Source organism: Kitasatospora sp. DSM 101779, from assembly GCF_025655475.1.
Taxonomy (GTDB): domain Bacteria; phylum Actinomycetota; class Actinomycetes; order Streptomycetales; family Streptomycetaceae; genus Kitasatospora.
In genome coordinates, this window is the sequence record NZ_JAHTIK010000001.1 from 8,304,701 (window position 1) to 8,330,081 (window position 25,381).

At 69.4% G+C, this 25,381-nt stretch carries 26 protein-coding genes and 7 pseudogenes; 25 read left to right on the top strand and 8 right to left on the bottom strand.

The annotated features are described in order from the left end of the window. The first annotated feature begins 35 nt into the window (after positions 1–35). From KSNIM_RS37985 to KSNIM_RS38050, 14 genes and pseudogenes are all read left to right on the top strand, one after another. A complete protein-coding gene (locus KSNIM_RS37985; protein ID WP_263107736.1) occupies positions 36–848 on the top strand; it encodes an ATP-binding cassette domain-containing protein in 813 nt (270 codons plus the stop codon). Next, positions 845–1,801 carry a transporter gene (locus tag KSNIM_RS37990; RefSeq protein WP_263107737.1) on the top strand — a complete coding sequence of 319 codons (957 nt, stop codon included), beginning with the start codon at positions 845–847 and terminating at the stop codon, positions 1,799–1,801. The genes KSNIM_RS37985 and KSNIM_RS37990 overlap by 4 nt, the downstream gene beginning before the upstream one ends. Positions 1,802–1,891: 90 nt before the next feature. Then, positions 1,892–2,695, top strand: a complete 804-nt coding sequence (locus tag KSNIM_RS37995; protein WP_263107738.1) for a class I SAM-dependent methyltransferase — start codon at positions 1,892–1,894, stop codon at positions 2,693–2,695. 18 nt (positions 2,696–2,713) lie between these two features. Then, the gene (locus KSNIM_RS38000; RefSeq protein WP_263107739.1) at positions 2,714–3,865 is read left to right on the top strand and encodes an acyltransferase family protein; all 1,152 of its coding nucleotides are present in this window, start codon (positions 2,714–2,716) and stop codon (positions 3,863–3,865) included. Positions 3,866–3,896: 31 nt separating this feature from the next. Then, a complete protein-coding gene (locus KSNIM_RS38005) occupies positions 3,897–4,676 on the top strand; it encodes a polysaccharide deacetylase family protein (RefSeq protein ID WP_411543832.1) in 780 nt (259 codons plus the stop codon). 517 nt (positions 4,677–5,193) lie between these two features. Next, complete coding sequence (locus KSNIM_RS38010) at positions 5,194–5,778, top strand: SigE family RNA polymerase sigma factor (protein WP_263107741.1); 585 nt, start codon at positions 5,194–5,196, stop codon at positions 5,776–5,778. A 340-nt stretch (positions 5,779–6,118) separates the two neighbouring features. Next, on the top strand, positions 6,119–6,601 hold the full coding sequence (locus KSNIM_RS38015; protein WP_263107742.1) for a hypothetical protein: 483 nt from the start codon (positions 6,119–6,121) through the stop codon (positions 6,599–6,601). A 232-nt stretch (positions 6,602–6,833) separates the two neighbouring features. Next, positions 6,834–7,466, top strand: coding sequence for a hypothetical protein (locus KSNIM_RS38020; RefSeq protein WP_411543833.1), 633 nt, complete (start codon positions 6,834–6,836; stop codon positions 7,464–7,466). Between the two features lie 538 nt (positions 7,467–8,004). After that, entirely contained in the window at positions 8,005–8,208 is a 204-nt protein-coding gene (locus tag KSNIM_RS38025) for a cold-shock protein (protein WP_263107744.1), read from the top strand. Positions 8,209–8,222: 14 nt separating this feature from the next. Further along, positions 8,223–8,756 carry a hypothetical protein gene (locus KSNIM_RS38030; RefSeq protein ID WP_263107745.1) on the top strand — a complete coding sequence of 178 codons (534 nt, stop codon included), beginning with the start codon at positions 8,223–8,225 and terminating at the stop codon, positions 8,754–8,756. Positions 8,757–8,936: 180 nt separating this feature from the next. Further along, positions 8,937–9,173, top strand: a pseudogene (locus KSNIM_RS38035) (DUF4193 domain-containing protein); the annotation flags it as partial. A 349-nt stretch (positions 9,174–9,522) separates the two neighbouring features. Then, entirely contained in the window at positions 9,523–9,912 is a 390-nt protein-coding gene (locus KSNIM_RS38040; protein ID WP_263107746.1) for a carboxymuconolactone decarboxylase family protein, read from the top strand. After that, positions 9,912–10,118 carry a hypothetical protein gene (locus tag KSNIM_RS38045; RefSeq protein WP_263107747.1) on the top strand — a complete coding sequence of 69 codons (207 nt, stop codon included), beginning with the start codon at positions 9,912–9,914 and terminating at the stop codon, positions 10,116–10,118. The genes KSNIM_RS38040 and KSNIM_RS38045 overlap by 1 nt, the downstream gene beginning before the upstream one ends. 500 nt (positions 10,119–10,618) lie before the next feature. Beyond that, positions 10,619–11,014 (top strand): nuclear transport factor 2 family protein, encoded by a 396-nt coding sequence (locus KSNIM_RS38050; protein WP_263107748.1) that lies wholly within the window; start codon positions 10,619–10,621, stop codon positions 11,012–11,014. 221 nt (positions 11,015–11,235) lie between these two features. Here KSNIM_RS38050 and KSNIM_RS38055 read toward each other — a convergent pair. Next, positions 11,236–11,478: pseudogene (locus KSNIM_RS38055) on the bottom strand (hypothetical protein); the annotation flags it as partial. Between the two features lie 8 nt (positions 11,479–11,486). Between KSNIM_RS38055 and KSNIM_RS38060 the strand changes: the two are divergent. From KSNIM_RS38060 to KSNIM_RS38070, 3 genes and pseudogenes are all read left to right on the top strand, one after another. Beyond that, a pseudogene (locus tag KSNIM_RS38060) lies at positions 11,487–11,621 on the top strand (VOC family protein); the annotation flags it as partial. 184 nt (positions 11,622–11,805) lie between these two features. Next, complete coding sequence (locus KSNIM_RS38065; RefSeq protein ID WP_263107749.1) at positions 11,806–12,063, top strand: hypothetical protein; 258 nt, start codon at positions 11,806–11,808, stop codon at positions 12,061–12,063. Between the two features lie 326 nt (positions 12,064–12,389). Beyond that, complete coding sequence (locus tag KSNIM_RS38070; RefSeq protein WP_263107750.1) at positions 12,390–12,581, top strand: hypothetical protein; 192 nt, start codon at positions 12,390–12,392, stop codon at positions 12,579–12,581. 256 nt (positions 12,582–12,837) lie between these two features. On the opposite strand, the pseudogene KSNIM_RS38080 reads toward KSNIM_RS38070, so the two are convergent. Then, a pseudogene (locus KSNIM_RS38080) lies at positions 12,838–13,646 on the bottom strand (IS5 family transposase). On the opposite strand from KSNIM_RS38080, the pseudogene KSNIM_RS38085 reads away from it, so the two are divergent. The 3 genes and pseudogenes from KSNIM_RS38085 to KSNIM_RS38095 form a co-directional block, all read left to right on the top strand. Continuing rightward, a pseudogene (locus KSNIM_RS38085) lies at positions 13,607–14,089 on the top strand (IS5 family transposase); the annotation flags it as partial. The pseudogenes KSNIM_RS38080 and KSNIM_RS38085 overlap by 40 nt on opposite strands. A gap of 329 nt (positions 14,090–14,418) precedes the next feature. Continuing rightward, a complete protein-coding gene (locus tag KSNIM_RS38090) occupies positions 14,419–15,165 on the top strand; it encodes a hypothetical protein (RefSeq protein WP_263107752.1) in 747 nt (248 codons plus the stop codon). A gap of 118 nt (positions 15,166–15,283) precedes the next feature. Beyond that, positions 15,284–16,095, top strand: a protein-coding gene (locus KSNIM_RS38095; RefSeq protein ID WP_263108255.1) for an IS5 family transposase whose coding sequence is annotated in 2 segments (ribosomal slippage) — positions 15,284–15,635 and positions 15,635–16,095 — 813 coding nt in all. Because the reading frame shifts where the segments join, the coding sequence is not laid out codon by codon here. 19 nt (positions 16,096–16,114) lie between these two features. Here KSNIM_RS38095 and KSNIM_RS38100 read toward each other — a convergent pair. Then, positions 16,115–17,118: pseudogene (locus KSNIM_RS38100) on the bottom strand (IS5 family transposase). Between the two features lie 356 nt (positions 17,119–17,474). Between KSNIM_RS38100 and KSNIM_RS38105 the strand changes: the two are divergent. Further along, positions 17,475–17,606 (top strand): annotated as a pseudogene (locus KSNIM_RS38105) (IS5/IS1182 family transposase); the annotation flags it as partial. A gap of 86 nt (positions 17,607–17,692) precedes the next feature. Beyond that, positions 17,693–18,259: an IS5 family transposase gene (locus KSNIM_RS38110; protein WP_263108256.1), complete on the top strand. Its 567-nt coding sequence runs from the start codon at positions 17,693–17,695 to the stop codon at positions 18,257–18,259. On the opposite strand, the gene KSNIM_RS38115 is transcribed toward KSNIM_RS38110, so the two are convergent. The 3 genes from KSNIM_RS38115 to KSNIM_RS38125 all read right to left on the bottom strand — a co-directional run bounded on the left by KSNIM_RS38115 (position 18,225) and on the right by KSNIM_RS38125 (position 21,574). Continuing rightward, positions 18,225–18,719 (bottom strand): hypothetical protein, encoded by a 495-nt coding sequence (locus KSNIM_RS38115; RefSeq protein ID WP_263107753.1) that lies wholly within the window; start codon positions 18,717–18,719, stop codon positions 18,225–18,227. The two genes, KSNIM_RS38110 and KSNIM_RS38115, sit on opposite strands and share 35 nt — an antisense overlap. A gap of 397 nt (positions 18,720–19,116) precedes the next feature. Further along, positions 19,117–20,949: a hypothetical protein gene (locus KSNIM_RS38120; protein WP_263107754.1), complete on the bottom strand. Its 1,833-nt coding sequence runs from the start codon at positions 20,947–20,949 to the stop codon at positions 19,117–19,119. A 304-nt stretch (positions 20,950–21,253) separates the two neighbouring features. Beyond that, on the bottom strand, positions 21,254–21,574 hold the full coding sequence (locus tag KSNIM_RS38125; RefSeq protein ID WP_411543834.1) for a hypothetical protein: 321 nt from the start codon (positions 21,572–21,574) through the stop codon (positions 21,254–21,256). Between the two features lie 63 nt (positions 21,575–21,637). Between KSNIM_RS38125 and gvpJ the strand changes: the two genes are divergently transcribed. Next, complete coding sequence (gene gvpJ, locus KSNIM_RS38130) at positions 21,638–22,048, top strand: gas vesicle protein GvpJ (protein WP_263108257.1); 411 nt, start codon at positions 21,638–21,640, stop codon at positions 22,046–22,048. 234 nt (positions 22,049–22,282) lie between these two features. Here the strand turns inward: gvpJ and KSNIM_RS38135 are convergent, their stop codons facing one another. After that, a complete protein-coding gene (locus tag KSNIM_RS38135; protein ID WP_263107755.1) occupies positions 22,283–23,026 on the bottom strand; it encodes a helicase associated domain-containing protein in 744 nt (247 codons plus the stop codon). Between KSNIM_RS38135 and KSNIM_RS38140 the strand changes: the two genes are divergently transcribed. Beyond that, complete coding sequence (locus KSNIM_RS38140; RefSeq protein WP_263108270.1) at positions 23,025–23,186, top strand: hypothetical protein; 162 nt, start codon at positions 23,025–23,027, stop codon at positions 23,184–23,186. The two genes, KSNIM_RS38135 and KSNIM_RS38140, sit on opposite strands and share 2 nt — an antisense overlap. 43 nt (positions 23,187–23,229) lie before the next feature. Here the strand turns inward: KSNIM_RS38140 and KSNIM_RS39260 are convergent, their stop codons facing one another. Next, positions 23,230–24,558, bottom strand: coding sequence for a transglycosylase family protein (locus KSNIM_RS39260; RefSeq protein ID WP_317634100.1), 1,329 nt, complete (start codon positions 24,556–24,558; stop codon positions 23,230–23,232). 426 nt (positions 24,559–24,984) lie between these two features. On the opposite strand from KSNIM_RS39260, the gene KSNIM_RS38150 reads away from it, so the two are divergent. Beyond that, positions 24,985–25,341 carry a hypothetical protein gene (locus tag KSNIM_RS38150; RefSeq protein WP_263107756.1) on the top strand — a complete coding sequence of 119 codons (357 nt, stop codon included), beginning with the start codon at positions 24,985–24,987 and terminating at the stop codon, positions 25,339–25,341. Positions 25,342–25,381 lie beyond the last annotated feature (40 nt).

Genomic DNA, 25,381 nt, shown 5'->3' on the forward strand with positions numbered 1-25,381 from the left:
GGGGCAGCTGGGCCCTGCGGGATTGCGAGTTCACCGTGCCTGGCGGTCGTATTACCGCGCTCGTCGGGCGTAACGGCGCCGGCAAGAGCACACTGCTGCACCTGGCCGGCGGGCTGCTCCGACCCGCCTGCGGGCAGCTGAGTGTGCTGGGAGCGGCCCCCGGCACGTCGGAGGCCCGTGCCCGCGTCGCTCTGCTCACCCAGGACAAGCCGCTCTACCCGCGTTTCACCGTGGCGGACACCCTGCTGATGGGCGAGAAGCTGAACTCCTCGTGGGACCGGACGACGGCCGAGCGGATCGTCCGCGAGGGCGACATCCCGCTCCGCGCCCGCGTCGGTGAGCTGTCCCCCGGGCGGCGCACTCGCGTCGCGCTCGCCCTGGCCCTGGGCAAGCGACCCGAACTCCTGCTTCTCGACGAACCGTTGGCCGACCTCGACCCCGTGGCACGAGGCGAGATCATGGCGCAGCTGATGGCCGAGGCCGTGGAGCGGGGCATGAGCATCGTGCTGTCCTCGCACGTCCTGCCCGAGCTTGAGGAGACCTGCGACTGGGTGCTGGTACTGCGGGACGGCCGCGTCGAGCTGAGCGAGGACGTCGAGGTACTGCGTAGGAGCCATGCCGTACTGACCGGACCCGCCGGCCAGGCCGACATCCTTGCCGGACAGCACACCGTCGTACGGAGCCGCACCGGCGGCAGGCAGCTGACCGCCCTGATACGGCAGCGCGGACCGATACGCGGCGACTGGCATATCGAACGGCCCTGCCTGGAGGACATCCTGATCGGCTACCTCCAGGCCGGTGAGCCGGGGCACCGCAGCCCCGCCGAGCGGACGGAGGCGGCGGCGTGAAGGGCTCCCTCTGGCTCGCATGGCGCCAGCAGCGCGTGTCGGCCGGCATCGGCGCGACCGTCCTGCTCGTCGCTGCGGCGATCGCCGCGTACTACCGCTCGGGCATGCTGGACGCCCTGCACAGCGGGCTGTTCGACCACTGCGCCACCGGTCCGCTGTACTGCACACGGCCCGACACCGGTCTGCCCCTGCTGCTGGACGTCGAGCCGCTGAAGTACCTCGGAGCGCTGAACATCACCCTGCCCGTCATCATCGGCGTCTTCTGGGGCGCCCCGCTCCTGGGCCGCGACCGGGAACTGGGCACGCACCGCATGGTCCTCGCGCAGGACGTGAGGCGCGGCCAATGGTTCGCCTCCCGGTTCGCCCTGGCCGCGGTGACCACGATCGCCCTCTCCGGCCTGCTCGCGGGAGTGTTCGCCTGGTGGTGGCGGCCGGCCGCCGATCGGAGTTACGGCCTGTTCTGGTACGAGAACGCAGCCCTGAGCGGCTCAGGCCCCCGCGTTGTCGCGGCTGCCCTGTTCGGCCTGGCCGCCGGCACCCTGCTGGGTCTGCTGGTTCGCCGGGTGCTGGCGGCGATGGTCCTGACCCTGCTGGCAACGGGGGTGATGACGCTCCTGCTGGAGTGGACGCACCGGGCCCGGCTGCTGGTCCCGCCGCACACTTACGTGAGCGCCGGCAGCATCCCCAAGCCGCCGATGGCCGAGAAGTGGTCGACCGGCGACTACGGCCTGATCACCGCTACCGGCCGCCACGACGACGCGATGAGCTGCCCCTTCCCGTCGGGCGCCCAGCTCAAGGAGTGCATGGCGGGACACGGGTACGTGGCCCGCTTCTACCAGGCCAACCCGGCCAGTGACTACTGGATCTTCCAGTGGGCCGACACCGCCGTCCTCGGCGCTCTCGCCGCTGGGCTCACGATCGCAACCGTGCTGCTCCTGCGTCGCCGCGTCTGACCGCGGGACCGCATCGCGACACATCGCCTTCATCCCCTTCCTCTCCTTCATCCCCCACGGGATCCCCTTCTGCACGGAGGTCGCTTCACCATGCCCGCCGACGCCAAGACACCGAAGAAACTGCGCAACAACCGCGCCGCCCTCACCCACAAGACCGGTTACGCCCTGCGCCACCCCGGCCGCGTCATCCCGTACCTGCGACGGGCCGGCCGAGACACCTGGCTGCGCCTCAAGCACCCCGACCACGTCGGCTACTACCGCGCCGTGATGGCCTCGGACACCCGCCGCAACCCGGAAGCCGCGGTCGGCAGCCAGACCCATGACCGCTGGCTGGCACTCGGGCAAATGCAGTTCGACTACCTCATCGGACACGGGCTGCGCCCGGACCACCGCATGCTCGACATCGGCTGCGGCAACCTGCGCGGCGGCTGGCGCTTCATCAGGCACCTCCACACCGGCAACTACTACGGCATCGACATCTCGCCCGACATCCTCATGGCCGCCAAGAAGACCCTCGTCGAGCACCGTATCCAGGACAAGCTGCCGCATCTGACCATCACCGGCGACCTCACCCTGGACTTCCTGCCCGACGACCACTTCGATGTCGTCCACGCGCACAGCGTCTTCTCCCACTCGCCGCTGGAGGTCATCGACCAGTGCCTGACGCACGTCGGCCGCGTACTGACCGACACCGGGTTCTTCGACTTCACCTTCGACCGCACCGAGGGCACCGAACACCAGGTACTGCGCGAGGATTTCTACTACCGCACCGAGACCCTCCTGGACCTGGCGCGGCGGCACGGCCTGCACGCGCGGTTCATGGAGGACTGGGAGAAGCGCCCGCACGGCCAGTCGAAGATACGTGTCAGCCGCTCGCCCCTGCCCACCGTCTGAACCGGCTCTGGTCGCCCCATGCCGTCCGACAGATCGTTTCCCAGACCGCGGAGCGGGCCGGCGCGTCTGGCCGTGATAGACGGGCTCCGCCTGGTGGCAGCGGTCATGGTGGCCGCGTACCACTTCCTCGGGACACCCACCCCACACTTCTGGGGAAGGACCGAACTTCGGGATTTCACGCCGTTTTTGCATGAGATCAGCCGCTACGGCTGGCTCGGCGTCGAGTTCTTCTTCGCCATCAGCGGCTTCGTCATCTGCATGAGCTGCTGGGGACGGACTCTCGCACAGTTCACCGTCTCCCGCATCACCCGGCTCTTCCCCGCCTACTGGTGCGCCGTACTCCTCGTCATCGCGCTCGTCCTGGTCTCGCGGATGGGCCACTGGCCTGTCGCCACCCGCATCGATCCTCGTACCGTCCTGGGGAACCTGACGATGGCTCCGGGGCCGCTGGGGCTCGAACTGGTTGACGGCGTCAGCTGGACGCTCTGGGTGGAGGCCCGTTTTTACCTGCTGATGGGCCTGCTGATCGTCTTCGGGCTGTCGTACCGGCGGGTGGTGATCTTCTGCGGAGCCTGGCTCCTGGCCGGTGTCATCACCCTCGAACTCCAGTCGCCGCTGCTCGACGAATTCGTCCTGTCCCGTTACACCGGCCTCTTCGTCGCCGGAATCGTCCTCCACCTCATGCAGAGGTTCGGACAGAGCCTCCTGCTGTGGTTGCTGCTGGGCTTCGCCTGGTCCTACGAACTCACCGTGCTCGAACTCCGGGTGGCCGATCACGCCAACGTGCCCCTCGGCGAGAGCCGACCTTCCTGGGCCGTGAGTGCGGCCGTTCTCACGCTCTGCCTCGGGCTGCTGGCGCTGGCCGGTGTCGGAGGACCGCTGACGACGCTGCGATGGCGCTGGCTGGTCACTGCGGGGGGACTCACCTACCCCTTCTACCTCATCCACCAAAGCATCGGAATTCCCATGGCCAAAGGTTTGATCCGGGCCGTCCCGAGGCTGGAACCGCTGCCCTCGATGGCGGTGTCCGTCGTCTGCGTGCTGGCGCTGTCCCTGCTCATCCACACAACGGTGGAGCGTCGGCTCGGACGCCTGCTGAGGCATCGCCTGACGCTCGACATGCGGCTTCAGTCTCCTGCCGTGAAACCGACTCCTGCCCGCACGCGGTAACCCGGAAAATCCGTCCGAAGAAAGATCTCGCATGCCTCCCATCACACGGATGAGACGTTCTCGCCCGCTCATCGCCGTCGCGACAGCGATAGCCGCCGTGCCGGCCATCGCGCTGACGGTCGCCCTGACGGTCACGACCTACGACGACACCTCGCCGCGCGCTGCTCGAGCAGAGGCATCGGGATCGGTGGCAGGAAACGTCGACTGCCGCAAGGCGAAGTGCGTGGCCCTCAGCTTCGACGGCGGCCCCAGCCCGACCACCCCCAGGCTGCTGGACATCCTCCAGCAAGAGGGTCTGCACGCCACGTTCTTCGTTCAGGGCAAGGGCCACATCGCGAAGTACCCCGACATCCTGCGTCGCATCTCGGACGAGGGGCACGAGATTGGCAACCACACCTGGAACCACAGGAGGCTGACAGACCTCGACGAGGACGACGTCCGCCGGGAACTGACCAGTACGCAGGACGCCATCGAGAAGATCATCGGCCTCAGACCCGTTCTGATGCGTCCGCCCGAGGGCCGTACCAACCGCACAGTGGCGAAAATCTGCCGGGACTTGGGGCTGGCGCAGGTGCTGTGGAGCGTCACGGCGAAGGACTACGAGACGACCGACTCGGCTCTGATCACCAAGAGAGTGCTCGACCAGACGCACCGCGACGGCATCATCCTGCTGCACGACCTGCACGAGGGGACCGTGCCCGCCGTACCCGGGGTGATCAAGGGGCTCGAACAGCGCGGCTACACCATCGTCACGGTGTCGCAGCTGCTCGCCCCTGCCGAGCCCCAGCCGGGCATGGTCTACCGGCCATGAGGGAGCGCCGCGAGCGCGCTCCTGAGCGCCGCGGGCGAGGCGATCCGTTGGAGACAGATAGAAAAAGGCCGGACTGAGCCAGGTCACGGCTTCGAGGGCTTCGGCTTCTGGCGTCGGGCCGTGCAATGGGCATGCGCCCGACGTCTCAGAGCCCGGCCGCATGCCGTGGCGCGTCACTTGCCGACCTCCTGCCCCACATGCCGAACAGGATGCCCCGAGCTCCTGGAGCAGGCAGGCCGAGGCGTGTCAGACGACACCGGGGCGACCGCCGCCAGATCTGACTCCGTTGCCCGCGACGGCACCGATCTCGGCATCGGACAGCCGAACCCAGATGGCGTGTACGCCCGGCCGCCCGCCCCACAGCTGCGCTGTGCTGGCCCGGCCGGCCGAGCCTTCGGAGACCGGGTGGCTCGTACGGCCGAAAAAATTCTTCCCCCGCGAGGCAACCCGGCACAGGGGCCAACTGGTTGACCAGGTGTGAAAGACACAAGCACTGCACAGGCACGGTGGCAAGGGCATGGTCGGGGCGAGAGGGAACAACGGCGGCGCACCGGACTTCGAGGAGTTCGTCCAAGCGTGCGGTCCGCGTCTGCTGCGCGTGGCGTGGCTGCTGACCGCGGATGCGCATCTGGCCGAGGACCTGCTGCAGACCGCGCTGGCCAAGGTCTGGCCCAAGTGGCGCCGGATCGCCACGGAACACCCGGAAGCCTATGTCCGCAAGACGATGGTCAACACACACGCCTCGTGGTGGCAACGCCGCTGGCGCAGCGAAGTGCCGCACGCCGAGTTGCCCGACCGGGTCGCAGGCGGCGACCCCTTCGCCGGCGTGGACCTGGAACAGGCTCTGGCGGCCGCCGTACGGCAGCTACCGTCGAGGCAGCGCGCCGTGCTCGTGCTGCGCTACTTCGAGGACCTGTCCGTCGAGGAGACCGCGGAGACGTTGCGATGCCGGCCGGGCACCGTGAAAAGCCAGAGCGGCAAAGCCCTCAGAACGCTGCGCGCCCTTCTCGGCGACACCCCCTTCCTGTCCTCCGACGGTCCCGAATCGCGGCGTGGCCCACAGGCCGCCCTGAGTCGAATCGGAGGACGGCCGCATGCCTGATCCTCACCTGAGGCATTCGGACGAGGAAGCCGAGCTCAGGGTGCTCCTGGCACGGTCGGTACCCCGATTGGCGGCCCCGCCAGGCCGTATGGAGCAGGTCCGGCGCCGTGTCCGCCGCCGACGGCAGCACATCGCTTCCGCCGTCGCCGCCGGGAGCCTGGCCATGACGGGCCTGGTCCTGTGGACCGGCCCGCACCGGTTCTCGGCGCCCCGCCCCACCGCTCCGGCGGCGACGGCCTTGGCCCCGGCAGCCGAGGCCAGCCACCGGGTGCGCTTTGCGGATGCGGCCAATCTGGCCTTGACCCTTCCCGAGGGATGGCAGGCTCTCGCCACGCCGCGCATGTCCCACCCCAGCGTGGTCTATGCCGCAAACCAGCCCCTGGACGGCTTCACCACACGGTGCCAGCGCGACGCCACCAAGACCAGGGACGTCTTCTCCTGCGCACCGCTGCCTGCGCTGGAGACCGGAGCCGTCGTCATTGCCCTCGAGCCGTGGGACCCGAACGCCGCCATTCCCACCCCAGCCCCCACCCTCACTCCGGCGGCCGCGCCCGGCGCCAGCTGCCGGTCCCTGGGCGGCCAGCTCGAGTACGCCTCCGCACTCGTCCTCCCAGCCGAAGACGGACATCCGGCGCTCCAGGTCAGCATCTGCGTGGCACCGGCCCCCGGCACCGGCGAGCCCAGCCCCTCCCGCACCAGCACTCCCGAACCGAACGAACCCGGGACGAGGGACGTCACGATCACCCCGGCCGCTCCGGCAACGAGTGCCATCCCGGCTCTGGAGCAGGCTCGGACGCTGCTGCGCACCGTCCACTTCGGCTAGGCCACCGCAGACCCGCGGCCGCCACCACCCCACCGTCAGTTACCGTCCGTCACCACGCGAGAAGGGGCTCCTCGCCATGCCCGCAAACCGAACGTGCCCGTCCACCCGCACGCCCCTACAGCTGTTCGCGATCACTGTGAGTGCAGTCTCCGTGCTGGCCGGCTGTGCGCCCGCCACCACCTCCGGGGCAGCAGCGCCCGCCACTGCCTCCCCGGTAGTCGCTGGCCGTCCCGTGCCAGTCCAGGCCGACGCCACGCTCAGCCGGTCTGCGCGGGAGATGTCGCTGCCGGGCGTGGGCGCGGCCATGCTCGCCGACATACCCGACACCACCCGGCAAGTGCTGCTCGCCACGGGCGACGGCAGGAACGCCAACACCTCCACGGTCGCCCTCTATGAGCGCTCCGCGGATGGTTGGGAGCAGAAGGCGGGACCCTGGGCCGCGCACAACGCGCTGCGCGGCTGGACCGACGACCACCGCCTGGACGACCTGCGGTCACCCATCGGCGTGTTCGGGCTCACCGACGCCGGCGGCCTGCTGGCCCACCCCGGCACCCGCCTGCCCTACGACCGTTCGCGCGCCTTCAGCATCTCGGGGACCGGATTCACAGGTGAACCGCTGGCCGGCTCGTTCGACTACGTGATCGCCGTCAACTACAACCGCAAGTCCGGGATGACTCCCCTGGACTGGAGCCGGCCACTGGGCGCCACGAAGGGCGGAGGCATCTGGGTCCACGTCGACCATGGCGGCCCCACCCATGGCTGCGTCAGCATCGCCAAGGAGCACATGAAGGAACTGCTGCTGGCGCTCGACCCGGACCTCCACCCCGTCATCGTCATGGGGGACGCGGCCTCCCTGGCGCGCTGAGCCGTCCGGACGGTCTGCGTCGCCGGTCTGATCGTGTTGCGGCCGGGCTCCCGGTCAAGGCTTTGCCACCGGCTGCGGCGCCACACGGGCCGCAAGGCGAGCGCCGCCCTCGGCCTTCCACCGCCCCCCTGAAACGCCGAAGTCAGTACCTGGAGCGGAGGGAAGGGGGCGCGGCCGGCGGCAGGGGTGATGGCCGGTCAGGGACCGAGCATGGTGTCGGGAGGGACGAAGCTGTAGCCGAGCGCCTTGATTCCGCTGACGGTCTGCTTCAGCGCATCCTGCCCGTAGGAGGGGTGGTAGAAGAAGCTTGCGACGCCGTCGCCGAGCCCTGCTCGCGCTGCACTCGGACCGCCGCCCCGGCGCAGCGCGCCCCTCTGCGATTCCGATCCGACCGGAGTAGCGTTGTGATCAGCAGTCGTGGTTCCGAGTCATCGCCCGCGGTCAGGTGCCGCGGGTGTTTTGCTGTCCCGGCCATGGCGATCACCTCCGCACGGGCCGCACAGTGCGTGCCCGGCACCGATTGCGACAGGACACCAGCATGGCCAAGGGCACTGTGAAGTGGTTCAACGCCGAGAAGGGCTTCGGCTTTATCGAGCAGGAGGGTGGCGGCCCCGACGTCTTCGCCCACTTCTCCAACATCGACGCGCAGGGCTTCCGCGAGCTGCAGGAAGGCCAGAAGGTCGAGTTCGACGTCACGCAGGGCCAGAAGGGCCCGCAGGCGGAGCACATCCGCCCGGCCTGATCCTGCGCCCTGCGGTGCCCGGCTCCGTCTTGGGGCCGGGCACCGCGGTGGTTGGTGGAGATCACGACCTCGGCGAGCAGAGTCCATCACCGCGGTGGGGCTTCTCCACGCCATCGTGGTCACCGAACAACCCCGCCCAGCGTAACCGCTTCGACCGCATCGGCGACCTCACCTATCAGCACTGGGCCTTCAGCCCCTACCGGTTCGGCTACGACACCGAATCGATCTGCCGCAACTACACCGGCACCATCCCCCTCCTGGCCACCACCCTCGATCGACTCCAACGCCACGGCCTCACCAACGGCCCCACCTGGTGGCGCTACGGCCACCGCACCTGGCAACCCTTCCACGACGCCCTCGCCAACCCCGACGGCTACGCCGCCCACCTGGAACGCCGCTGGGCGCAGGAAGCCGAAGAGCGGCGCCGCGAGACCGAACGCAAGGAAGCCGAGCAGCGACGCGAAGCCGCCCGCCAGCAGGCCCAGCAGCGGGAAGCCGCCACGCAGGCCGTCGAGCGGGACGAACGCCCCGACCTCGACCGGATCTAGGCCACCCGGAAGATCGGCCCCGACGGGCAGATCACCTTCCCCGACCTCAACCAGCCGCCGACCCCCAGCCGCCCACCGTCCCCGCCCCGGCCCCGCCGGCACCTGCACCGCCCGCGTCCCGGCGCCGCTTCTTCCGCTCCTGACCGCACCGCGTACCCACCCGTTGGGCGGCGGAGCGTTGAGCTGAAGGGACGGCGCGACGACAAGCAGAGCGGAGCGGTCGACGCCGACGTCGAGGCCGTCGAAGACCTCGAGCTCCCGGGTGCCGACCTGTCCGGCGAGGAACTCACGGTCCAGGTCGTGCCCTTGCAGGAGGACGAGTTCACCTGCATGACCTGCTTCCTGGTCCACCACCGCACCCAGCTCGCCGGTACGGACAAGAACGGCCGGCCGATCTGCCGTGACTGCGCGCCCTGACCACCGCTCCACCGGACCGCCCGGACCGGGACGGATCCGGTCGAAGACCGGGCTGGAGCTGCTGTGTCCCGGGGCCGGTGCGGCGCATGCTCAGGCTCCTCTCACCTGGCCGTCCCGCCTATGGTGCTGAGGAGGGGCGGAGGTCTGGAAATGCGCGGCGGCGTGTCTAGGTTGGTGGTACCGCCTCATGCCGCCGTCACCCGCAACCTCCAGGGCGGTCCGCGGGCCGGTTCCCACGGCTTGGTGATGCCTCTGTGCGGGTGCCGGAAGTGCTTGGCCCTCGGCAGCCCGCGCGGCCGGTGCGGGCGGGGCCCGGTCGGGTGTGACGGCCGACGAGGAGGAGGCCGCCATGGCTGCTCCGGCGAACCGTGGCGAGATCGAGGCCGACATCAAGGAGACCCTCGGCCTGGTCCCGCACCGGATCCCCACCGAGCTGCTCGGCCCGGAGTGGGAGATCTTCAAGCGGATCGAACTCGGCGAGACGCTGATCCCCAACAAGTACAAGGAACTGATCGGGGTCGGCCTGCATGCCGAGACCAAGTGCAGGTACTGCACCCTGTTCCACACCGAGGCTGCCAAGCTCTTCGGCGCCACTGACGAGGAGATCCAGGAGGCCGTCCACTACGCCAAGGCCAGCCTGGGCTGGAGCGCCTACATCAACGGCATGCAGGAGGACTACGACCAGTTCGCCGCCGAACTCGCCCAGGTCGCGGACTACGTCCGCGCCAAGGCCACCTGATGGAGCTCGAGCGCGTACGACCCGCCGTCCTGCGCGCAACCTTCCACGCCTACGAGCTGGCCGCGCTCGTCGCCGCTGCCCGCTACGTGGTCGACACCGCACCCGACGACGTCCCCGCTGAGGCGCTGGAGCAGCTCGCGCAGCTGCTGGCCGACTACGACCGGCAGCTGCGTACCCTGCCGACGACGGCACCGGCGGAGGGCTGATCGCGCCGGGCCCGGGGGCGTACGGACAGCCGCCCGGCATACTGCCTTCCTCATCCAGGAGGGCAGGGCGGGGCAGTGACGGCGGGTCACGACCGGGAGTGGCTGCGGATGTGCGTCGTCGAGCAGGGCTGGCCCGCGGCCGGGTCGCCGTGGGCATGCCTCGTGCCCGAATGCGGCTGCCCCCCGCGCCGCGTGCCGCCGGGTGGCGCTGCGATCGGGGCGGTGCCCTCACCACTGCCGCGCAGCCGGTGGTACTTCGTCCCGTCGGCGTCGGCGGGGCTTCCGCAGGAAGGCATGTGCCGGCTCATGCCCACCCTCCTCTTCCCCGGATGCGCGACCTGCGCGCCGCACCACGGCCGCTCCGCCTGGGCGGGCGCCGCAGGCAGGCGGCGACGAAGGAGCCCGGGAGATGTCTGGGCCGGGCACGCTGCCGAGTCGTCGTGCCGCCAGGGCAGTGGCAGGCTGGAGGCACGGAGTTGCGGCCCAAGAGGTGATCCGTCATGACCGAACACCCACACGTCTCGCTGGTGCGCAAGGGGTACGAGGCGTTCTCCCGCGGGGACATGACCACTCTGTCCGAGATCCTTGCCAAGGACGTGACCCACCACGTGCCCGGTACCCACATGCTTTCCGGTGACCACAAGGGGCTGAAGGCGGTCCTGGAGTACTACCAGCGGCTCGGCACCGAGAGCGCCGGCTCCTTCAGGGTCGAGCTGCAGCACCTGTTCGTCGACGGCCGGGGCCACGTGATGTCGGTGCACCGCGCCACCGCCGAACGTGGCGGCAAGCAGCTGGACGCCATGGGCGGGATCATGTTCAGAATCGTCGGTGAGAAGGTCACCGACCTGGACGAATGCGTCGAAGACCTGTCGGTCGGCGACGAGTTCTGGAGCTGATTGCCAGGCACGTCAGGGCCACCTTCGGGGGAGCCTCTTCGTCCGCCGTCCGCCAGCTGATGAGTGTGGCTCCGTCGGCCTGATCGATTGGGGCTCGGACTGCTCCGCCGGCCCCAGCCCACCGCCTGACGTCCCTGGCGCAACGTGGGGGCCGACCTCAACCAGGGGCGGCCACCACGGCCCCGTCGCCTACCAGTGCCATCAGGAGATGCGGCAGACATTCAGGACGAGCGCCCGTGCGGAAGCGTGGTCGGCGGCGTGCGGACCGTGGCTGCTGTCAGTCGTGGTGGCGCTTGGTGGATGCCGAGCCCGGCGGCTTCGGTGGTCTCGTAGTTGGCGAGCGCGAGGCCGAGGCAGAAGAAGGTGGGTGCCCATTCGCCGACGAAGATGCCCCACCGGTCGGCGCGCTCCACACCGGCGTGCTTCTCCGCCTTGACCGAGGTGGCCCAGGCGATCACGGACAGGGCCGATGGAGCGGGTCAGGACCACGGTGGAGCGGCTGGTCAAAGCTGGTGCCACCGTGCTGCGGATCAAGGATGAGCCGGACATGGGGCTCTACGCCGCCACCATGCAGGACCCCGAGGGCAACGAATTCGACGTGGCCTGAGGGCCGTCGTGACGGTACTGGTCACAGCCACTCGTTGATGGCAGCGACCAGCACTGTCGCTTCGTACCGGACGACGAGTTCGTCATACCGGGTTGCAACGGCCCGGTGGCGTTTGAGCCGGTTGATCCCGCACTCCCACCGAAAACGCCTACCGGGTTTGACTGTGTGCTGGCAGGATCCCGTTATGGATCTTTCAGAGGGCTTGACTGGCTGGACTGACTGGGACGGTGCCGCCTTCGAGGTGGGCCGCTCGCTGGGTATTTTTGGCGAGTCCGAGACGTTCACCAAGGTCAAGTGGGTGTTCTGGACTGACAACACCCTGGGAAACGCGCTTCACGAGGTGCTTCTCCAGCTGGCCGCTGCTGGAGTGCTGGAACGACGGGAGGAGCCGGACGAGCAGTTCTTGTGGTCGGGCTATGACGTTCAGACGGCTTCGATGTAGCGGCGTCCGACGCTTCGCCCACTGGCGGATCTTGGTGTACAGGTTGAGCCTCCGAACCTTGATCGACTTCGCCACGCGCCTCCCGACTCCTCGTTCACCAAGGCATCCACCCGGGCCGAGCACTACCACCGCCAACCGCAACCCGGTGAACCTTCCCGGTCACAGCACTAGCCGGCGGTGTGTTGTCGCTGCGCCTGGTGGCTGTAGGCGCGGTGACCGCGCTGCGGTGTCGTGTGCTGGATGCGCGGTGTGCGGTGGAGCTGCCGGGGGCGTTGTTGGCGGCGGGGCGGGTGTGTCCGGGTGGTCTGGCGCTGGATCTGCGGGGCGTGACCGAGTGCGATGCGGCGGGGGCGGCCGCGTTGGCGCAGGCGTGCGTGTACGTGCGCAGGTCCGGGCACGTGGTGGGGCTGGCGGCGTCGACGGCGGAGCTGGACCGGCTGATGGTCTTCACCGACACCCTGCACCTGGTCGCCGACCACCTCGACGCCGGGACCGGGGCGCAGAGCGGGGACAGCTGATCGGCTGGGCGGGGACGTCGAGGTCGGCGCGCCGGCGGCGAGGTGGGCTGCATCGCTTTGTTCGCTTGCACGACCCTGGGAGTGAGGGGGTACTCCGGCCTGCGCTGAGCCGCTTGGGTCCAGCACAGGAGGCGCTGGAGCCAGTCCGAGACACGCGTCGGGGGCGGCTCTGGGGGCGGTCGCTTTTTGGCTGCGGAATGTACCTGGTCGGCAACACTGAGAGGGCATTTGGTATGAACGGATTGCCCTTTATGCCCTAGTAAGTCCCTCGCCAGGTTGGTGTGGTCTCGTCCGTTATGCGCTTGGTGAGGTTGTCGATCGAGGCGATGTGGATCATGGCTTCAGAGCTGGCCGGCAGGGTCTCGTAGTCGCGGGCGAGCCGGCGGCGCAACATGATCCAGCCCAGGCTGCGTTCGACCACCCAGCGACTTTTCACGACGTGGAAGCCGCGGACGTCGGACTTCCGGCAACGACTTCGACGTCGATTCCGAGGCCGGCTCCGTGCTCGATCATGGCGTTCTTGAAGCCGGTGTCGACCCAGCTCTTGGAGATGCTCGGGTAGGTCTTCTTGGCCTGGTTGAGGAGGTGGATTCCCAGGGCGTTCTCGGACAGGCTCGCGGCGGTCACGGTCACGGCGAGGAGCAGGCCGATGGTGTCGGTGAGGATGCCGCGCTTGCGGCCGACGACCTTCTTCGCGGCGTCGGTTCCCTGGCCGGTCAGGGGCACGTTGGCGGAGGTCTTCACGCTCTGGGTGTCGATGACGGACGCGGTCGGTTCGGGGTTGCGCCCTTCCTTCACGCGGGCCAGGCCGGTCAGGTCGTAGTTGAGTTCCGCGAACACTCCCTCGTCGCGCCAAGCTGCGTAGTAGGCGTAGACGGTGCCGTGCTTGGGGAAGTCGTGCGGAAGGTACTTCCAAGGGATTCCCGTGCGGTTGATATAAAGGATCGCGTTGAAGACGTCGCGCAGGTCGACTTTCGGCGGCTTTCCGGTGGACCTTCGGTCGAGCCTGGCTTTCCTCCAGGCCGTCCGTTTCGGTCCGATCAAGGCCCATCGTGCGTCAGACAGGTCGCTCGGGTACGCGGGGCAAGTTCGGGTCGAAGATCCACTTACTCACCGAACGCACCGGTTTACCCCTGTCGCTCGCGATCTCCGGCGCCAACCTGCACGACAGCCAGGCGCTGATTCCGCTCGTGGAGGCGATCCCGCCGATCCGCTCCCGCCGCGGGCCCCGGCGCCGTCGGCCCGGCAAGCTCCACGGCGACAAAGCCTACGACCACCGGTTCATCCGCTCCTACCTGCGGCGACGGCAGATCACGGCCCGCATCGCCCGCCGCGGCATCGAGTCCTCGACCCGCCTCGGCCGACACCGCTGGGTGATCGAGCGGACCGTCGCCTGGTTGGGCGGCTTCCGCCGGCTCCACCGCCGCTATGAACGCAAGGCCGACCACTTCGCGGCCTTCGCCAGCATCGCCGCAGCACTCATCTGCCACCGCAGGCTAGCCAAATGAGATGACTTGTTAGAAGCCGTTGTCGTACCGAATTTGGTGAGCATGGGTTCGAGTGCGGCGGCTCGGTCGGACGATCTTCGGTCTGTCCGTGCATGAAAACACGGCCTCTGGTGCAGCTCGGGGTTGTCGAGACCTTGAGCACACCGGGAGGCCCTGCCGACGGCATCCCGGCACCTACACCGCCGAGACGACACAACACCTCGTCTCTGCCGCCGAAGCATCGACCCCATGCCTGACCAGTGCAAACGCAGCCGTCACTCTCGGAAGGGCAGCGGCTTCTAACTGGCCCGCACAGGAATCGTGTCAGAAGTCTGGTCTAGGTTTGGCCTGTGAACCACAGCAGCCTCACGGCCGGGGCGCCCCGCGAGCCTGACTCGCCGCCCTACCAGGCAGTTCTGGCGGAGACTGATTGGGGTTCGCTCCAGACAGCTTTCGGGAACGGTGAGTGCCTGCCCAAAGTCCTGGCACGGTTGCTGGAGCCTGATCCCAAGGTGCAGGTCACCGCTTTGTCGGAACTGAGTGAGCTGGTCGGCCACCAGAACACCATCTACGAAGCCACCGCACCCGTCGCCATGTATGTCGCCGGCATCCTCACCCACCCGGCGGCCATGACCCTTCGGCCGTACCGCAATGTCCCCTTCCGCGCGACATTGTTGAACTGGTTGGTATCCACGGCCTACGACGCCTCCGACGAGATTGTCGACCGCATCGAGCAGTACTTCCCTGGCTTCCTCACTCCCGGCAGCATCGTGGCGGCCTTCCGGGACCTGCGCCCGATGCTTTATCGAGCCGTCGCGCCCTTCCTTCAGGACAGTCACGAGGACGTGCGCGAAGCCGCCGGCCTCGCCGCGCTCATCCTCGCCGAACACCCGGCGCTCGCCCAGCACCGCAATCACCTCGCCGTGCACGCGCGCCGCATCCTGGACACCAGCAGCGACGCCCCTAACCGTCGAATTGCCTGGAAGGCCCTCAAAGCATGGGGCCACGACGTCACCGACATTGAACCTTTTCAGGAGGAGCCCTGGGACTGCGGGCCACACAGCCATGGCCGCGGCGATCTCGAACCTCCCTTCTGATTGATAAGCGAACGGCCCGCCGGCCCAAGAATGTGCGGCCGTTTAGAGGAGCTAACACAAAGCCGTCGTTCGGCCATGTCTCCTCGTCGGTCTGCTCGTTGGTCCATCCGTGGGAAAGCTGAAGGGTCCGCCGTGGGTGGTGTCGGACGACCTCTGGGCGCGGATCGAGCCGCTGCTGCCGGTGAGGCAGCGGCGGTCTCGTAATCCAGGTCGGTTGCCGCTGGATGATCGCGGGTGTCTGCAGGGGATTCTGTTCGTGCTGCATACCGGGATCCAGTGGGAGTGGTTGCCGCAGGAGCTGGGCTTCGGCTCCGGGATGACCTGCTGGCGCCGGCTGCGGGACTGGCACGAAGCCGGGGTGTGGGACCGGCTCCACCAGGTCCTGCTGACCGAGCTGCACCGCGCGGGGAAGCTGGACTGGTCCCGGGCGGTGATCGACGGCTCCCACCATCAGGCGCGTCGGGGCGGCCCAAAACGGGCCCGAGCCCGGTCGACCGCGCCCGGCCCGGCTCGAAGCACCACATCATCACCGACGCAGGCGGCACTCCGCTCGCCATCACTTTGACCGGCGGCAACCGCCACGATGTCACCCAGCTGCTGCCCCTGCTGGACGCGATCCCGCGCATCCGCGGAGCGACCGGTCGCCCGCGCCACCGTCCCAGGCAGCTGTTCGCGGACCGGGGCTACGACTTCGACAAGTACCGCCGCCTGCTGTGGAAGCGCGGCATCAAGCCGGTCATCGCCCGCCGGGGCGTGCCGCACGGCTCCGGCCTGGGCACCATCCGGTGGGTGGTTGAGCGGACGAACGCTTGGATCCACGGCTTCCGACGCCTCCGCATCCGATGGGACATACGCGACGACATCCATGAGGCCGTCCTCAAGCTGGCCTGCTGCGTGATCACCTACCGGCGCGTCCGCGCTTTGTGTTAGGGAGCGTATTTGGTCGTGATCAAGGGGCGGTCTTGGTGAGGCTCTTGATCCAGATCATCGATGCACGGAGGTGGAGGCCGGCGAGGTAGCTCTCGGGTGTCTTGTCGAACCGGGTGGCGATGCCCCGCCAGGCCTTCAGCCTGTTGATCAGGCGCTCGACGGTGTTCCGCTCCTTGTAGAGCTCGGCGTCGTGGGCAACGGGCCGGCCGCCCCTGCTGCCCTTCTTCTTTCGATGGGCGGCCTGGTCCCGCTTCTCCGGGATGACGGCCTTGATGTGCCGTTCGCGCAGGTGAACACGGTTGCCGCGGGACGAGTACGCCTTGTCGCCGGCGACCGCGTCGGGCCGGGTACGGGGGCGGCCGACGGGCCCGCGAACCCGGACCTTCGCCAGCACGGGGATGAACTGCGGACTGTCGGCGGCCTGCCCCTCGCTCAGGACGAATGCCAGCGGGCGACACTTGCGCTCGCCGGCGATGTGGACTTTGCTGGTCTGCCCGCCTCTGGACCGTCCGAGCAGGGCTGCCTTCAGGCGGATCTTGCGTCTGCGTCGGACACGTCGCCGCTCGTCCCGTCCCGGGTCGTCTGCGGTGTCCTGCCCGTCTTGTTCCTTCGGGCCGCCCCCTTTTGCCGGGCCTTCTCCGCCTCCTCGGCCGCCTTCTCCAGGTCGGCGAGCGTGTCGGGGTCGAGGTGCATCCCGGCGGCGTCGTGGTGGGCCCGGACGGTGGTGGAATCCACGCTGACCAGCGACAAGTCCACCTCACCCCGCTTGGCGGCCTCCGCGATCGCGCCCTCCAGCAGGGCCTCGAAGACCCCGGCGTCCCTCCACTGCCGGAAGCGGTTGTGGACCGTCGACCAGGCCCCGAACTCGCTCGGCATCTCCCGCCACTGGCCGCCCGTCCGAAACCGCCAGATCACGCCCTCGAACTGCCGGCGCAGCCGCTCGGGGTACGGGCCGTACTCACCGATCGGCAGGTACGGCCCGATGAACTCCCATTCGGCGTCAGTCAGTTGCACTCGCGTCACACAGCATGATCTATCGGATCGGGCGCGACCACGAGGGCGAAACCCGCATATTGATCACAACCCGATACGGGCCCTAGCTCCTCTTAGAAGCAGTTGCCGTAACGATCATGGTGAGCATGGGTTCGAGTGCGGCGGCTCGGTCGGGCGATCTTCGGTCTGTCCGTGCATGAAAACAGGGCCTCTGGTGCAGCTCGGGGCTGTTGAGACCTTGAGCACATCAGGAGGCCCTGTTGTCGCAGTTGTACGCCCTCGCGCCGGCCGGCTCCAACTCGGCTACCCGGGAGTGTGATTGTCTCGCTCATCGGTTCGGGAACGCCGGGGATCGGCCGCACAGGCGACCGAGGTACCCCTCGGACATGACGGACGCGGAGTGGGCAGTCGTTCGTGAAGCGCTGCCGGTTCCGGGATGGCTGGAGGGCCGGGGCGGGCAGCCGGAGGGCTACTGCCACCGGCAGATGGTCGACGCGGTGCGCTACCTGGTCGCGGGCGGCATCACCTGGCGCGCGATGCCCGGGGACTTCCCCCCGCGTGGGACCGCGTCTACGCGTTCTTCCGGCGCTGGCGCGACAAGGGCCTGGTCGCCGAGTTCCACGACCGGCTGCGCGACCGGGTCCGCGAGGCGGCGGGCCGCGACCGGGAGCCGACCGCGGGAATCATCGACGCGCAGTCGGTCAAGGGCGCCTCGTCGGTGCCGGCCGCGAGTCGGGGCTTCGATGGCGGGAAGAACGTCAACGGCCGCAAGCGACACATCATCGTGGACACTCTGGGGCTGCTGTTGACGGTGATGGTCACCGCGGCGTCGGTCACCGACCGCGAGGCCGCCGAGACGCTGTTGGAGCGGCTGCGGAGGCGGCACCGGCGTATCACTCTGGTGTGGGCCGACGGCGGCTACACCGGGCGCCTGGTCGACCTCGCCCGCGATGTCCTGCGCGTCGCACTCACCGTGATCAAACGCAGCGACAACACCAGCGGTTTGACCGTACTGCCGAAGAGGTGGCTGGTGGAGCGCACATTCGCGTGGCTGATGCGCTCACGCCGCCTGGCCCGCGACTACGAGACCCGCACCGACAGCTCGGAGGCGATGATCCGCTGGTCGATGAGCATGGTCATGAGCCGCCGACTCGCCCGGCGGGCACACTGAACAGTCCCGGGCTCTCCTCGACCAGCCAGCCCCGCGCGACCAGGCGCTTCGCCTTCGACCGCACTCCCTCGACCTTCGCGGGAACCGCCTCCAGTCCGAGCCCTACGGCGAGCTGCCGGCAGTCCACCGCCGCACCGCCCGAGCGCCGGGGGGCGGCCAGGATCTTCATGATCCGCCGGTAGTCCGGCGCCAGAACGCCGGCATCGAGCCCGTCCCGCCACACCGGCACCACCGAGCCCGGCACCGCCGCCGCGACCCGAGCCCGCCGTTCGCCGGCCGCCACGACCGGCGGAACCACCTCATCCTCGCGAGGCTCCGTCAGGACCTCGGCCACCGTCTCACGGGCGATCACGAACCGCTCCCACGCGGCCTCCGCCTCCCGCAACTCGGCCTGAAGAGCATCCACCCGCTGCCGGGCGATCCGCTCACGTTCCTCCAGCAGCCCCATCACCGACGGCACCCCGCACCTCCACCACAGAGACGACACGACACGTCATCCCTGCCGTCGAAGCGCCGACCCTATGCCTGAGCAGCGGAAACGCACTCATCACGCTCGGAAAGACAACGGCTTCTTAGCCCGGTCCGCCGGGCCAGGCCACCGATCGTGAAGAGCGTGTCGCCGTCCATGTCCTCACTCTCGCGCCTCCCCCTACGGGAGACTCAAGCCTCCCTCTCCCTGCCGGGCCGCCAATCCACAGGTATTGACAATTACTCGACGGCGGCTTCGGCGTCGGCGAGTTGGCCGCCGGTGGGCAGGACAGTGCCGAAGGCCTGTCCGTCGGCGGCGGGCAGGGCGCGCCAGTGTAGAACGGTGGCAATCGCCTGGTCGTCGCTCCCTGTCCCAACAAGCGGGCCATTCACGACGGGCAGGTGAAGGAGATGTTGTCGATCCAGTAGCTCCCGCCGAAGATGTCGACCTTGGTACCGCCAGCCGCCGGCGGCCCCGGGCGCTGGTTGGTGGCGGCTGCGCAGAACGCGGCCTGCGCATCCGTAAGTGTCGGGTACGGGCCGAGTTTCGCGACGTACTGCACGGGAACGTCCGCACCGCCCGCGTCGGCACAGAGGCCGCCGTCCACGAAGTCGCAGGTTCGTTTCCCCATGACGTCCTGGAGTGTGCCCACCAGGACGTTTCCACCAGAGACGTTGGTGAGCAGGAAGACGTAGTACTGGATGGCCGAGGCCGACGGTGTGCCCGGGGGCGTCTGGGTGGGCGTGGTCGGGGTTCCGGCGGGGCTCGACGGGGTCTCGGTGGTGGCGGACGGGCTCTCGCTCGGGGTGGACGGGGACTCGCTAGGAGCCGACGGGCTCTCGGTGGTGGCAGACGGGCTCTCGCTCGGGGCGGACGGGGACTCGCTAGGGGCCGACGGGCTCTGCGAGGACTGCGACTCGCTCGGCGACTGCGGCGGCGCTACACACGACGCAGAAGCCTGCACCGGCAGCAGACCGTCACCGCCGAGTGCCACCGGCGCCGCCGATCCGGGCAACCCCGACGACGTGCGCAGCTCGGGGGGCGGGCCGACTCGTGAGGGCACCGAGTTGACGTAGTCCACCAACTCGCGTGTCCGGTCTCCGACCTGCTTGGCGGAATCCGAACCGCAGTACAGATAGTTGGAGAGGTAGTGGATGTTCAGGCGTGAGCCTGCGCTGCCGTCGTAGACGGTCTGCGGCGGCGCCGCCTTGACCGTGGGATCCACTGAGGAGATCCCCGCCAGCAACCAGTCCCACTCGAACATGACATAGCGTGTCGGGTTGCTGTTCAGCTCCTGGCCAGAGCCGAACGGCGGGGCGATGTAAAGCGCCCCGACAGGCTTCCCGGAACCGATCCGCGGAAGCACGTTGCGCAGGAAGAGTCCGCCCTGGCTGTGCGAGATCAGCACCACGCGCAGCCCCTTGCTCAGGTCGTCCCGCACGTGTTGCAGCAAACTCACGTTGACCGGATCGGACGCGAAGTCCGGGTCTGCCACCTTCTGACCGATCACCTGGCTGACGTCCGCGATGACAGCCTCCGGCAGGACGGCCGCACCAGCCGCACTGAGCCGGCAGATGCCCTTCACGAGGTCCTGGTTCTCCGGGATGGGGTTATCCGCGGTGACGCGTTGCGCCTCTTGGCAGGCACTGTAGGTGTAGGCCGCGATACTGGCGCTGGAAGCGTTGAACTGGAGGTGGACGTTGACGGGATAACCCAACTGCTGACTCAACGTGGTGGACAGCAGCCCGGCCCCAACTGTCGAGGAGTCGAAGTTGTTGAGCACACCGTTGACGAAGTAGAAGGAGAGTCCGCCGCCGTTCGGAGCCTGCCGGTACACCGCCGGCCGCTCCACTCGGCCCTGCGTGGTTCCCGCGCCCAGCGGAGGCGCGGACGGCGTCGAGGGGACGCCCACCGAGACGATGCGCCCGTTCAGGGCAGCGGCGTTGGCCATGAAGGTCTTCTGGCCGTCCGCAGTACCCAACTGGCCCGACTCCCAGAGCAGCACTTCCCTGCTGAGGATGCTCTGACTGGTGCCCTGGGCAGTGGCGTCGTCCACGGCCGCCGCGAGACCTTCCCAAGCCCGCTGCGCATCATCTCCGCCGAGCGGCTTCTCGAACGCGGCGAGGCGCTGTCTCAGCTCGGCCACCCCGGCCGGCAGCTGGCCGCTCTTGGACGTCGAGGAGCAGCCTGCCAGCAGGACGGTGGCCGTGGTGAGCGCCATCGTGGCGCGGATGCGGCCATGCACTGCTGCTCCGCGGTTTGTGGCCAACGCCATGATTCCCCTCAGAATTGCGCGCCGCAGGAAAAGTGCCCCGGGCGATTGAGGGCTCGGGGCGCCGCGGACCCCGGCAACGGCACGGATCGGGACGATCCCACCGTCCACTCCAGGGCAGGAAACCTCAACAGGGCTGGACTGCCCGGGTGACGGGCCGATCCGCGTCTCGGGGTGCCTACCACCCGTTGAAACCGGAACCGAACGAAACGACACGCCCCCTCGCCTCGAGCCGGTCTTGCCGCATTCCAGGTCACATGGCCGGCCCGGCAGCCCGGTTGGCTACCGGTCTGACTCGCAGGGTCCCCCTGGCCTCGGCCAGCTCTTGGAGGAAGATTCGTAGCTCCTGAGCCCTTTCGAGGTTGGGGAGGTAGGTGTCGGGTCGTGTGGTGGCGAGGTTGCGGTAGAGGGTGGCGGCTTCCTCGATCGCGGCCAGGGCGTCCTCCAGCCGCCCGACGTCCCCGAGCCTCAGGGTGCGGTTGTGGAGGCTGCCGGCGAGGTTGGGGAGGTAGGTGTCGGGTCGTGTGGTGGCGAGGTTGCGGTAGAGGGTGGCGGCTTCCTCAATTGCGGCCAAGGCGTCTTCCGGTTGCCCGATATACCTGAGCCTCAGGGCAAGGTTATTGAGGTAACCGGCGAGCTGAGGTCGGTCGGCCCGCCCGCGACGGGCGGTGCGAGCACGGGCACGCTGTACGACGTCGTGGAGCTGATCCTGGACCGTGGCCTCGACGTGTTCGTGCGGGTCTCCCTGGTGGGGATCGAGATCCTGAAGATCGACGCGAGGGTCGTGGTGGCCAGCGTGGACACCTACCGGCGGTTCGCGGAGGCGTGCAACCGGCTGGATCTGGAATCCGGCCGCAATGCCCCGGCCAAGTTCACCGACGTGATCAGCAGCGGCACCGGCAAGGCCGTGGAGGGCGTGGCCCACAAGAAGAGCAAAGGGGCCATCGCCAGTGCCGTGGAGTCGTTCACCGACAGCCTGAGCGGGCGCGACGAAGAGGAGCCCGCTGCCAGACCGCGCTCGCGCAGGACCCGGTCGAGGGAGGAGTGAGATGGCCCTCTACGTGTACGCGATCACTTAGATCAATCACACGATTGAGTGGTCGAGCCATCACTCAAGGTACGAAGACCCGGTCGAAGCGCCACCCGGCATCAGGTCTTCCCGGCGTTGCTACGCCTGCTGGCCCCTGCGGGCGAGAGGCAAGACAGACCGTATGCGAGGCGACCAGACTGCTCCGGCCGAGTGAACCTTCAACGCCCACCCGAGACCACACCGCCGCCCGCTCTACGCCCACTCGACGCCGTGCTCGGCGAGCTGCGCGAGCTGCCCCGGCGTCAGCTTCGCCCGCCTGGCCTTCTGGTTGTTCAACCACGCCCCCAGGCCCACGTGCACGACCTCAGTGCTCTCCGCGCCGCCGGGGCCGGCCACCGTGACCTCCAGCGGCTCCTTGTGCGGGCGGGGGACGCGGACGTGGCCCTCCCGCTCCACGAACCGCGCCAGGGCGGCCAGGCCCTGGGCGAAGCGGTCTGCCCGGGACACCTTCGGCTTCGCCTCCGCCCCGGCCTTCGCGGCCACCAGCCCCGGGTCCTCCTCGATGCCGATCGCCGCCAGCAGGTCCTGCTGATCCGGCTCCAGGCCGGACCAGCCGGCCCGCTGCGCCACGACCCAGCGGCCGAGCTGCTCGCCCTCGAGCACGGTCTCCGCGGGCAGCTGCGCCCAGTCCACTTGGCCGTCCAACTCCAGCCACCACATCCGCGCCACCGAGTAGGCGCGCTGCCAGGTGATCGGCCAGGTGGGGCACCAGAAGGGGTCAATCTCCTCCAGCGCGCGGCGCCGCTCCGGCGCCAGCCCTCCTGGCTCGCCCACGGGCACCTGGGCCGCCGCCCTCAGCTCCGCCAGCCACGTCCCGATGGCGTACCCGCCGACAGACGCCCGCGCCGGCGCCGCCAGGCCGGAGCGGCGGGTCGCCGTGGTGTGCGGCGCGGCCGCCCGGCCGGCATCGCCGAACCCGAACAAGGAGTTCCCCATGGCCGTGACCCGTACCATCACCGCTGCCGCCACCGGCGCGATCACCGCCGACCTGACCCTGCTGGGCTTCCACGGCCAGGTCGGCCGCTACCCCCGCCACCCCTGGCCGGAGGACCCGGCCACGGCCGAGCCCACCCGGCGCACCAACGCCCGCAGGTAGGGCCCGTCCTCGACGAACCCGCGGCGCCGCCGCGGCGGGGAGGTCAGCCCCCGCCCGAGAAGCCGCCGGAGTTGGCGGAGGCCGAGCCGCCGCCGGTCCAGCCGGGCCCGCGCGACGGGCGGGCCCGGACGGTGCGTTCGGTGACCAGCTCGACCCGTACCCCGGCGGGGCCGAGCAGCGCGGTGAGGGCCTCGTACAGCCGCTGCGGCGAGGTGAGGGCGGGCGGGGTCCACTTCAGTTCGTCGCCGGCGAGGTCGAACCGGACGGTGAGCTGTTCGGTCGCCGGCTGCTGGTCCCCCGGGTAGGGCTCGGTGACTCGGTGCTCCAGCCCGATTCCGCACAGCTGGGTGATCGGCTGCCAGGGGCCGGGGCGGGCGGCGCGGACCGTCCGGAACCGGGTGGGGGCCTGGGCCGGGGCGAATCGCAGCCGGCGGACCGTGGTGAGTTCTATCCACACGGTCAGCGGTGCTGCCAGCGCGGCTTCGACGGCGGCGATCCCGAGGACGACCTGTCCGACGGTCGCGGCGTCGGTGCCGGTCACCAGCGCGAAGACGGCGACCGCCCCGGTGATGGCGCCGAGCGCCACCGGCACCAGCAGCGACTTCGCGGCCCCGGTCAGGACGATCGGGACCACCCACGCGCGGGAGCCGCCGCCCTCGTGGAGGACGAGGTCGGTGGTGGAGTCTGGTCCGGGGCGAAGCGGCGCACGATCAGCCATACCGCCACGGTAGAGCCGGACGCGACCGGCCGGAAGGTGGCGGGGGGCGGTAATTCCGGTTGCCCGCCACCTACGTGACGATAAGTCAGTGCGCGGCGGCCTCCCAGTTGGCGCCGACGCCGATGGAGACGTCGAGCGGGCGCGCAGCGGGTAGGCGCCGGCCATCTGCTCGCGGACGATCGCCTCGACCTGCGCACGCTCGTCGGGGGCCAGCTCCAGCACGATTTCGTCGTGCACCTGGAGCAGCATCCGGGAGGTGAGGTGTTCGGCGACCGTGATCTGCTGCTCGCGGCTGGCGAGGTCGGGGCGGGCGGCGTACGCGGTGCCGCCGTTGACCTTCCATGTTGGCTGGTTGAACTGGAGGCCGCCGTAGTAGCCGTTTCCGGTGTTGGCGTGCCAGCGGCCGCAGCTCTCGCAGGCCGCGACCTTGTCCCAGTCGATGCCCTGCCCGGCGGCCGGAACGGCCCCGGCGACCGCGCCCGCTGCGGCGACCGCGCCCGCTGCGGCGACCGCGCCCGCTGCGGCGACCGCGCCCGCTGCGGCGGACGCGGCATGCGAGGGGGCAGCCTGCGCGGGGCCGGCGAAGGCGGCCCACAACCCGGTGGCGCAGGCGAGGGCGAGGAGTAACTGCAGGATCCGGTGGGCGATGGACACGGCGGAACACTCCCCGAGAGGTCGGCGATCGGACGGCCGGCACCCCGGGGCACCGCCCTCCACCGTTGGCACACCCCGCCGCCGGGGACCCGCGACATCCCGCCGGGGTCACCCGCCCGGCCGCGCGCAGCCGGGTGGCCGCACCACACCGTCCCGGCCCTGCCCCGCCGCCCGGGCCGGTTCAGGGAGGGCCTGTCGGTGGCCCGGTGTACGGTCTCTCCACGACGTGGCCCTCGCCCCGGCGAGCAGTACGGGCGGGGCCACGTCCGGGGCGGCCCGGCGCCCGGCATACTGCCGTCCTGACCCATCAAAGACATCTCAGGGAGCCAGGGAGTCAAGCCGCGGTCGTCAGCGATGGGACAGATGGCGAGCTGAAGGCGCGGTGTTCGCTGCCGGTTCTGCAGGCAGTGGAAGAGTTGTCCGAGCATGCGGCCCGACCGCCCCAGCTGCCGCCGGACGGCACAGACTCACGATCGCGGACGCGATGGAACCCTGACCAACTACCCGGTCTTCGACGAGCGGCTGCTCGCCCTGTACGAGGGCCTCCGCCACGCCGGATACGACGAGCAGCAACTCCAGGCGTTCTGCCGCCTGTTCACTGCCATCGGCCGCATCGGGCTGATGATGACCTGGAGCAAGCAGTACAAGCGCGGCGTCCGGGTGAGCGAGCCAAAATACCCGTCTCCCAGCAACCGCACCAAAGTACATGGGACAACCCACCCAGTACGCCGCAGCGGACGGGGCACGCCTGTCGATCCTGTGCATCGTGGACATGAGCCCTAAGAGCTCCCCGGTCGGGGTACCCGATTTTCGTACGCCTACA

Excerpts from the sequence above, each read along its gene's own strand:
- KSNIM_RS37995 (WP_263107738.1), top strand. The coding sequence starts at position 1,892 with ATGCCCGCCGACGCCAAGACACCGAAGAAACTGCGCAACAACCGCGCC.
- KSNIM_RS38000 (WP_263107739.1), top strand. The coding sequence starts at position 2,714 with ATGCCGTCCGACAGATCGTTTCCCAGACCGCGGAGCGGGCCGGCGCGT.
- KSNIM_RS38005 (WP_411543832.1), top strand. The coding sequence starts at position 3,897 with ATGCCTCCCATCACACGGATGAGACGTTCTCGCCCGCTCATCGCCGTC.
- KSNIM_RS38010 (WP_263107741.1), top strand. The coding sequence starts at position 5,194 with ATGGTCGGGGCGAGAGGGAACAACGGCGGCGCACCGGACTTCGAGGAG.
- KSNIM_RS38015 (WP_263107742.1), top strand. The coding sequence starts at position 6,119 with ATGTCCCACCCCAGCGTGGTCTATGCCGCAAACCAGCCCCTGGACGGC.
- KSNIM_RS38025 (WP_263107744.1), top strand. The coding sequence starts at position 8,005 with ATGGCCAAGGGCACTGTGAAGTGGTTCAACGCCGAGAAGGGCTTCGGC.
- KSNIM_RS38040 (WP_263107746.1), top strand. The coding sequence starts at position 9,523 with ATGGCTGCTCCGGCGAACCGTGGCGAGATCGAGGCCGACATCAAGGAG.
- KSNIM_RS38045 (WP_263107747.1), top strand. The coding sequence starts at position 9,912 with ATGGAGCTCGAGCGCGTACGACCCGCCGTCCTGCGCGCAACCTTCCAC.
- KSNIM_RS38050 (WP_263107748.1), top strand. The coding sequence starts at position 10,619 with ATGACCGAACACCCACACGTCTCGCTGGTGCGCAAGGGGTACGAGGCG.
- KSNIM_RS38065 (WP_263107749.1), top strand. The coding sequence starts at position 11,806 with ATGGATCTTTCAGAGGGCTTGACTGGCTGGACTGACTGGGACGGTGCC.
- KSNIM_RS38120 (WP_263107754.1), bottom strand. The coding sequence starts at position 20,949 with ATGGCGCTCACCACGGCCACCGTCCTGCTGGCAGGCTGCTCCTCGACG.
- KSNIM_RS38140 (WP_263108270.1), top strand. The coding sequence starts at position 23,025 with ATGGCCGTGACCCGTACCATCACCGCTGCCGCCACCGGCGCGATCACC.
- KSNIM_RS38135 (WP_263107755.1), bottom strand. The coding sequence starts at position 23,026 with ATGGGGAACTCCTTGTTCGGGTTCGGCGATGCCGGCCGGGCGGCCGCG.
- KSNIM_RS38150 (WP_263107756.1), top strand. The coding sequence starts at position 24,985 with ATGCGGCCCGACCGCCCCAGCTGCCGCCGGACGGCACAGACTCACGAT.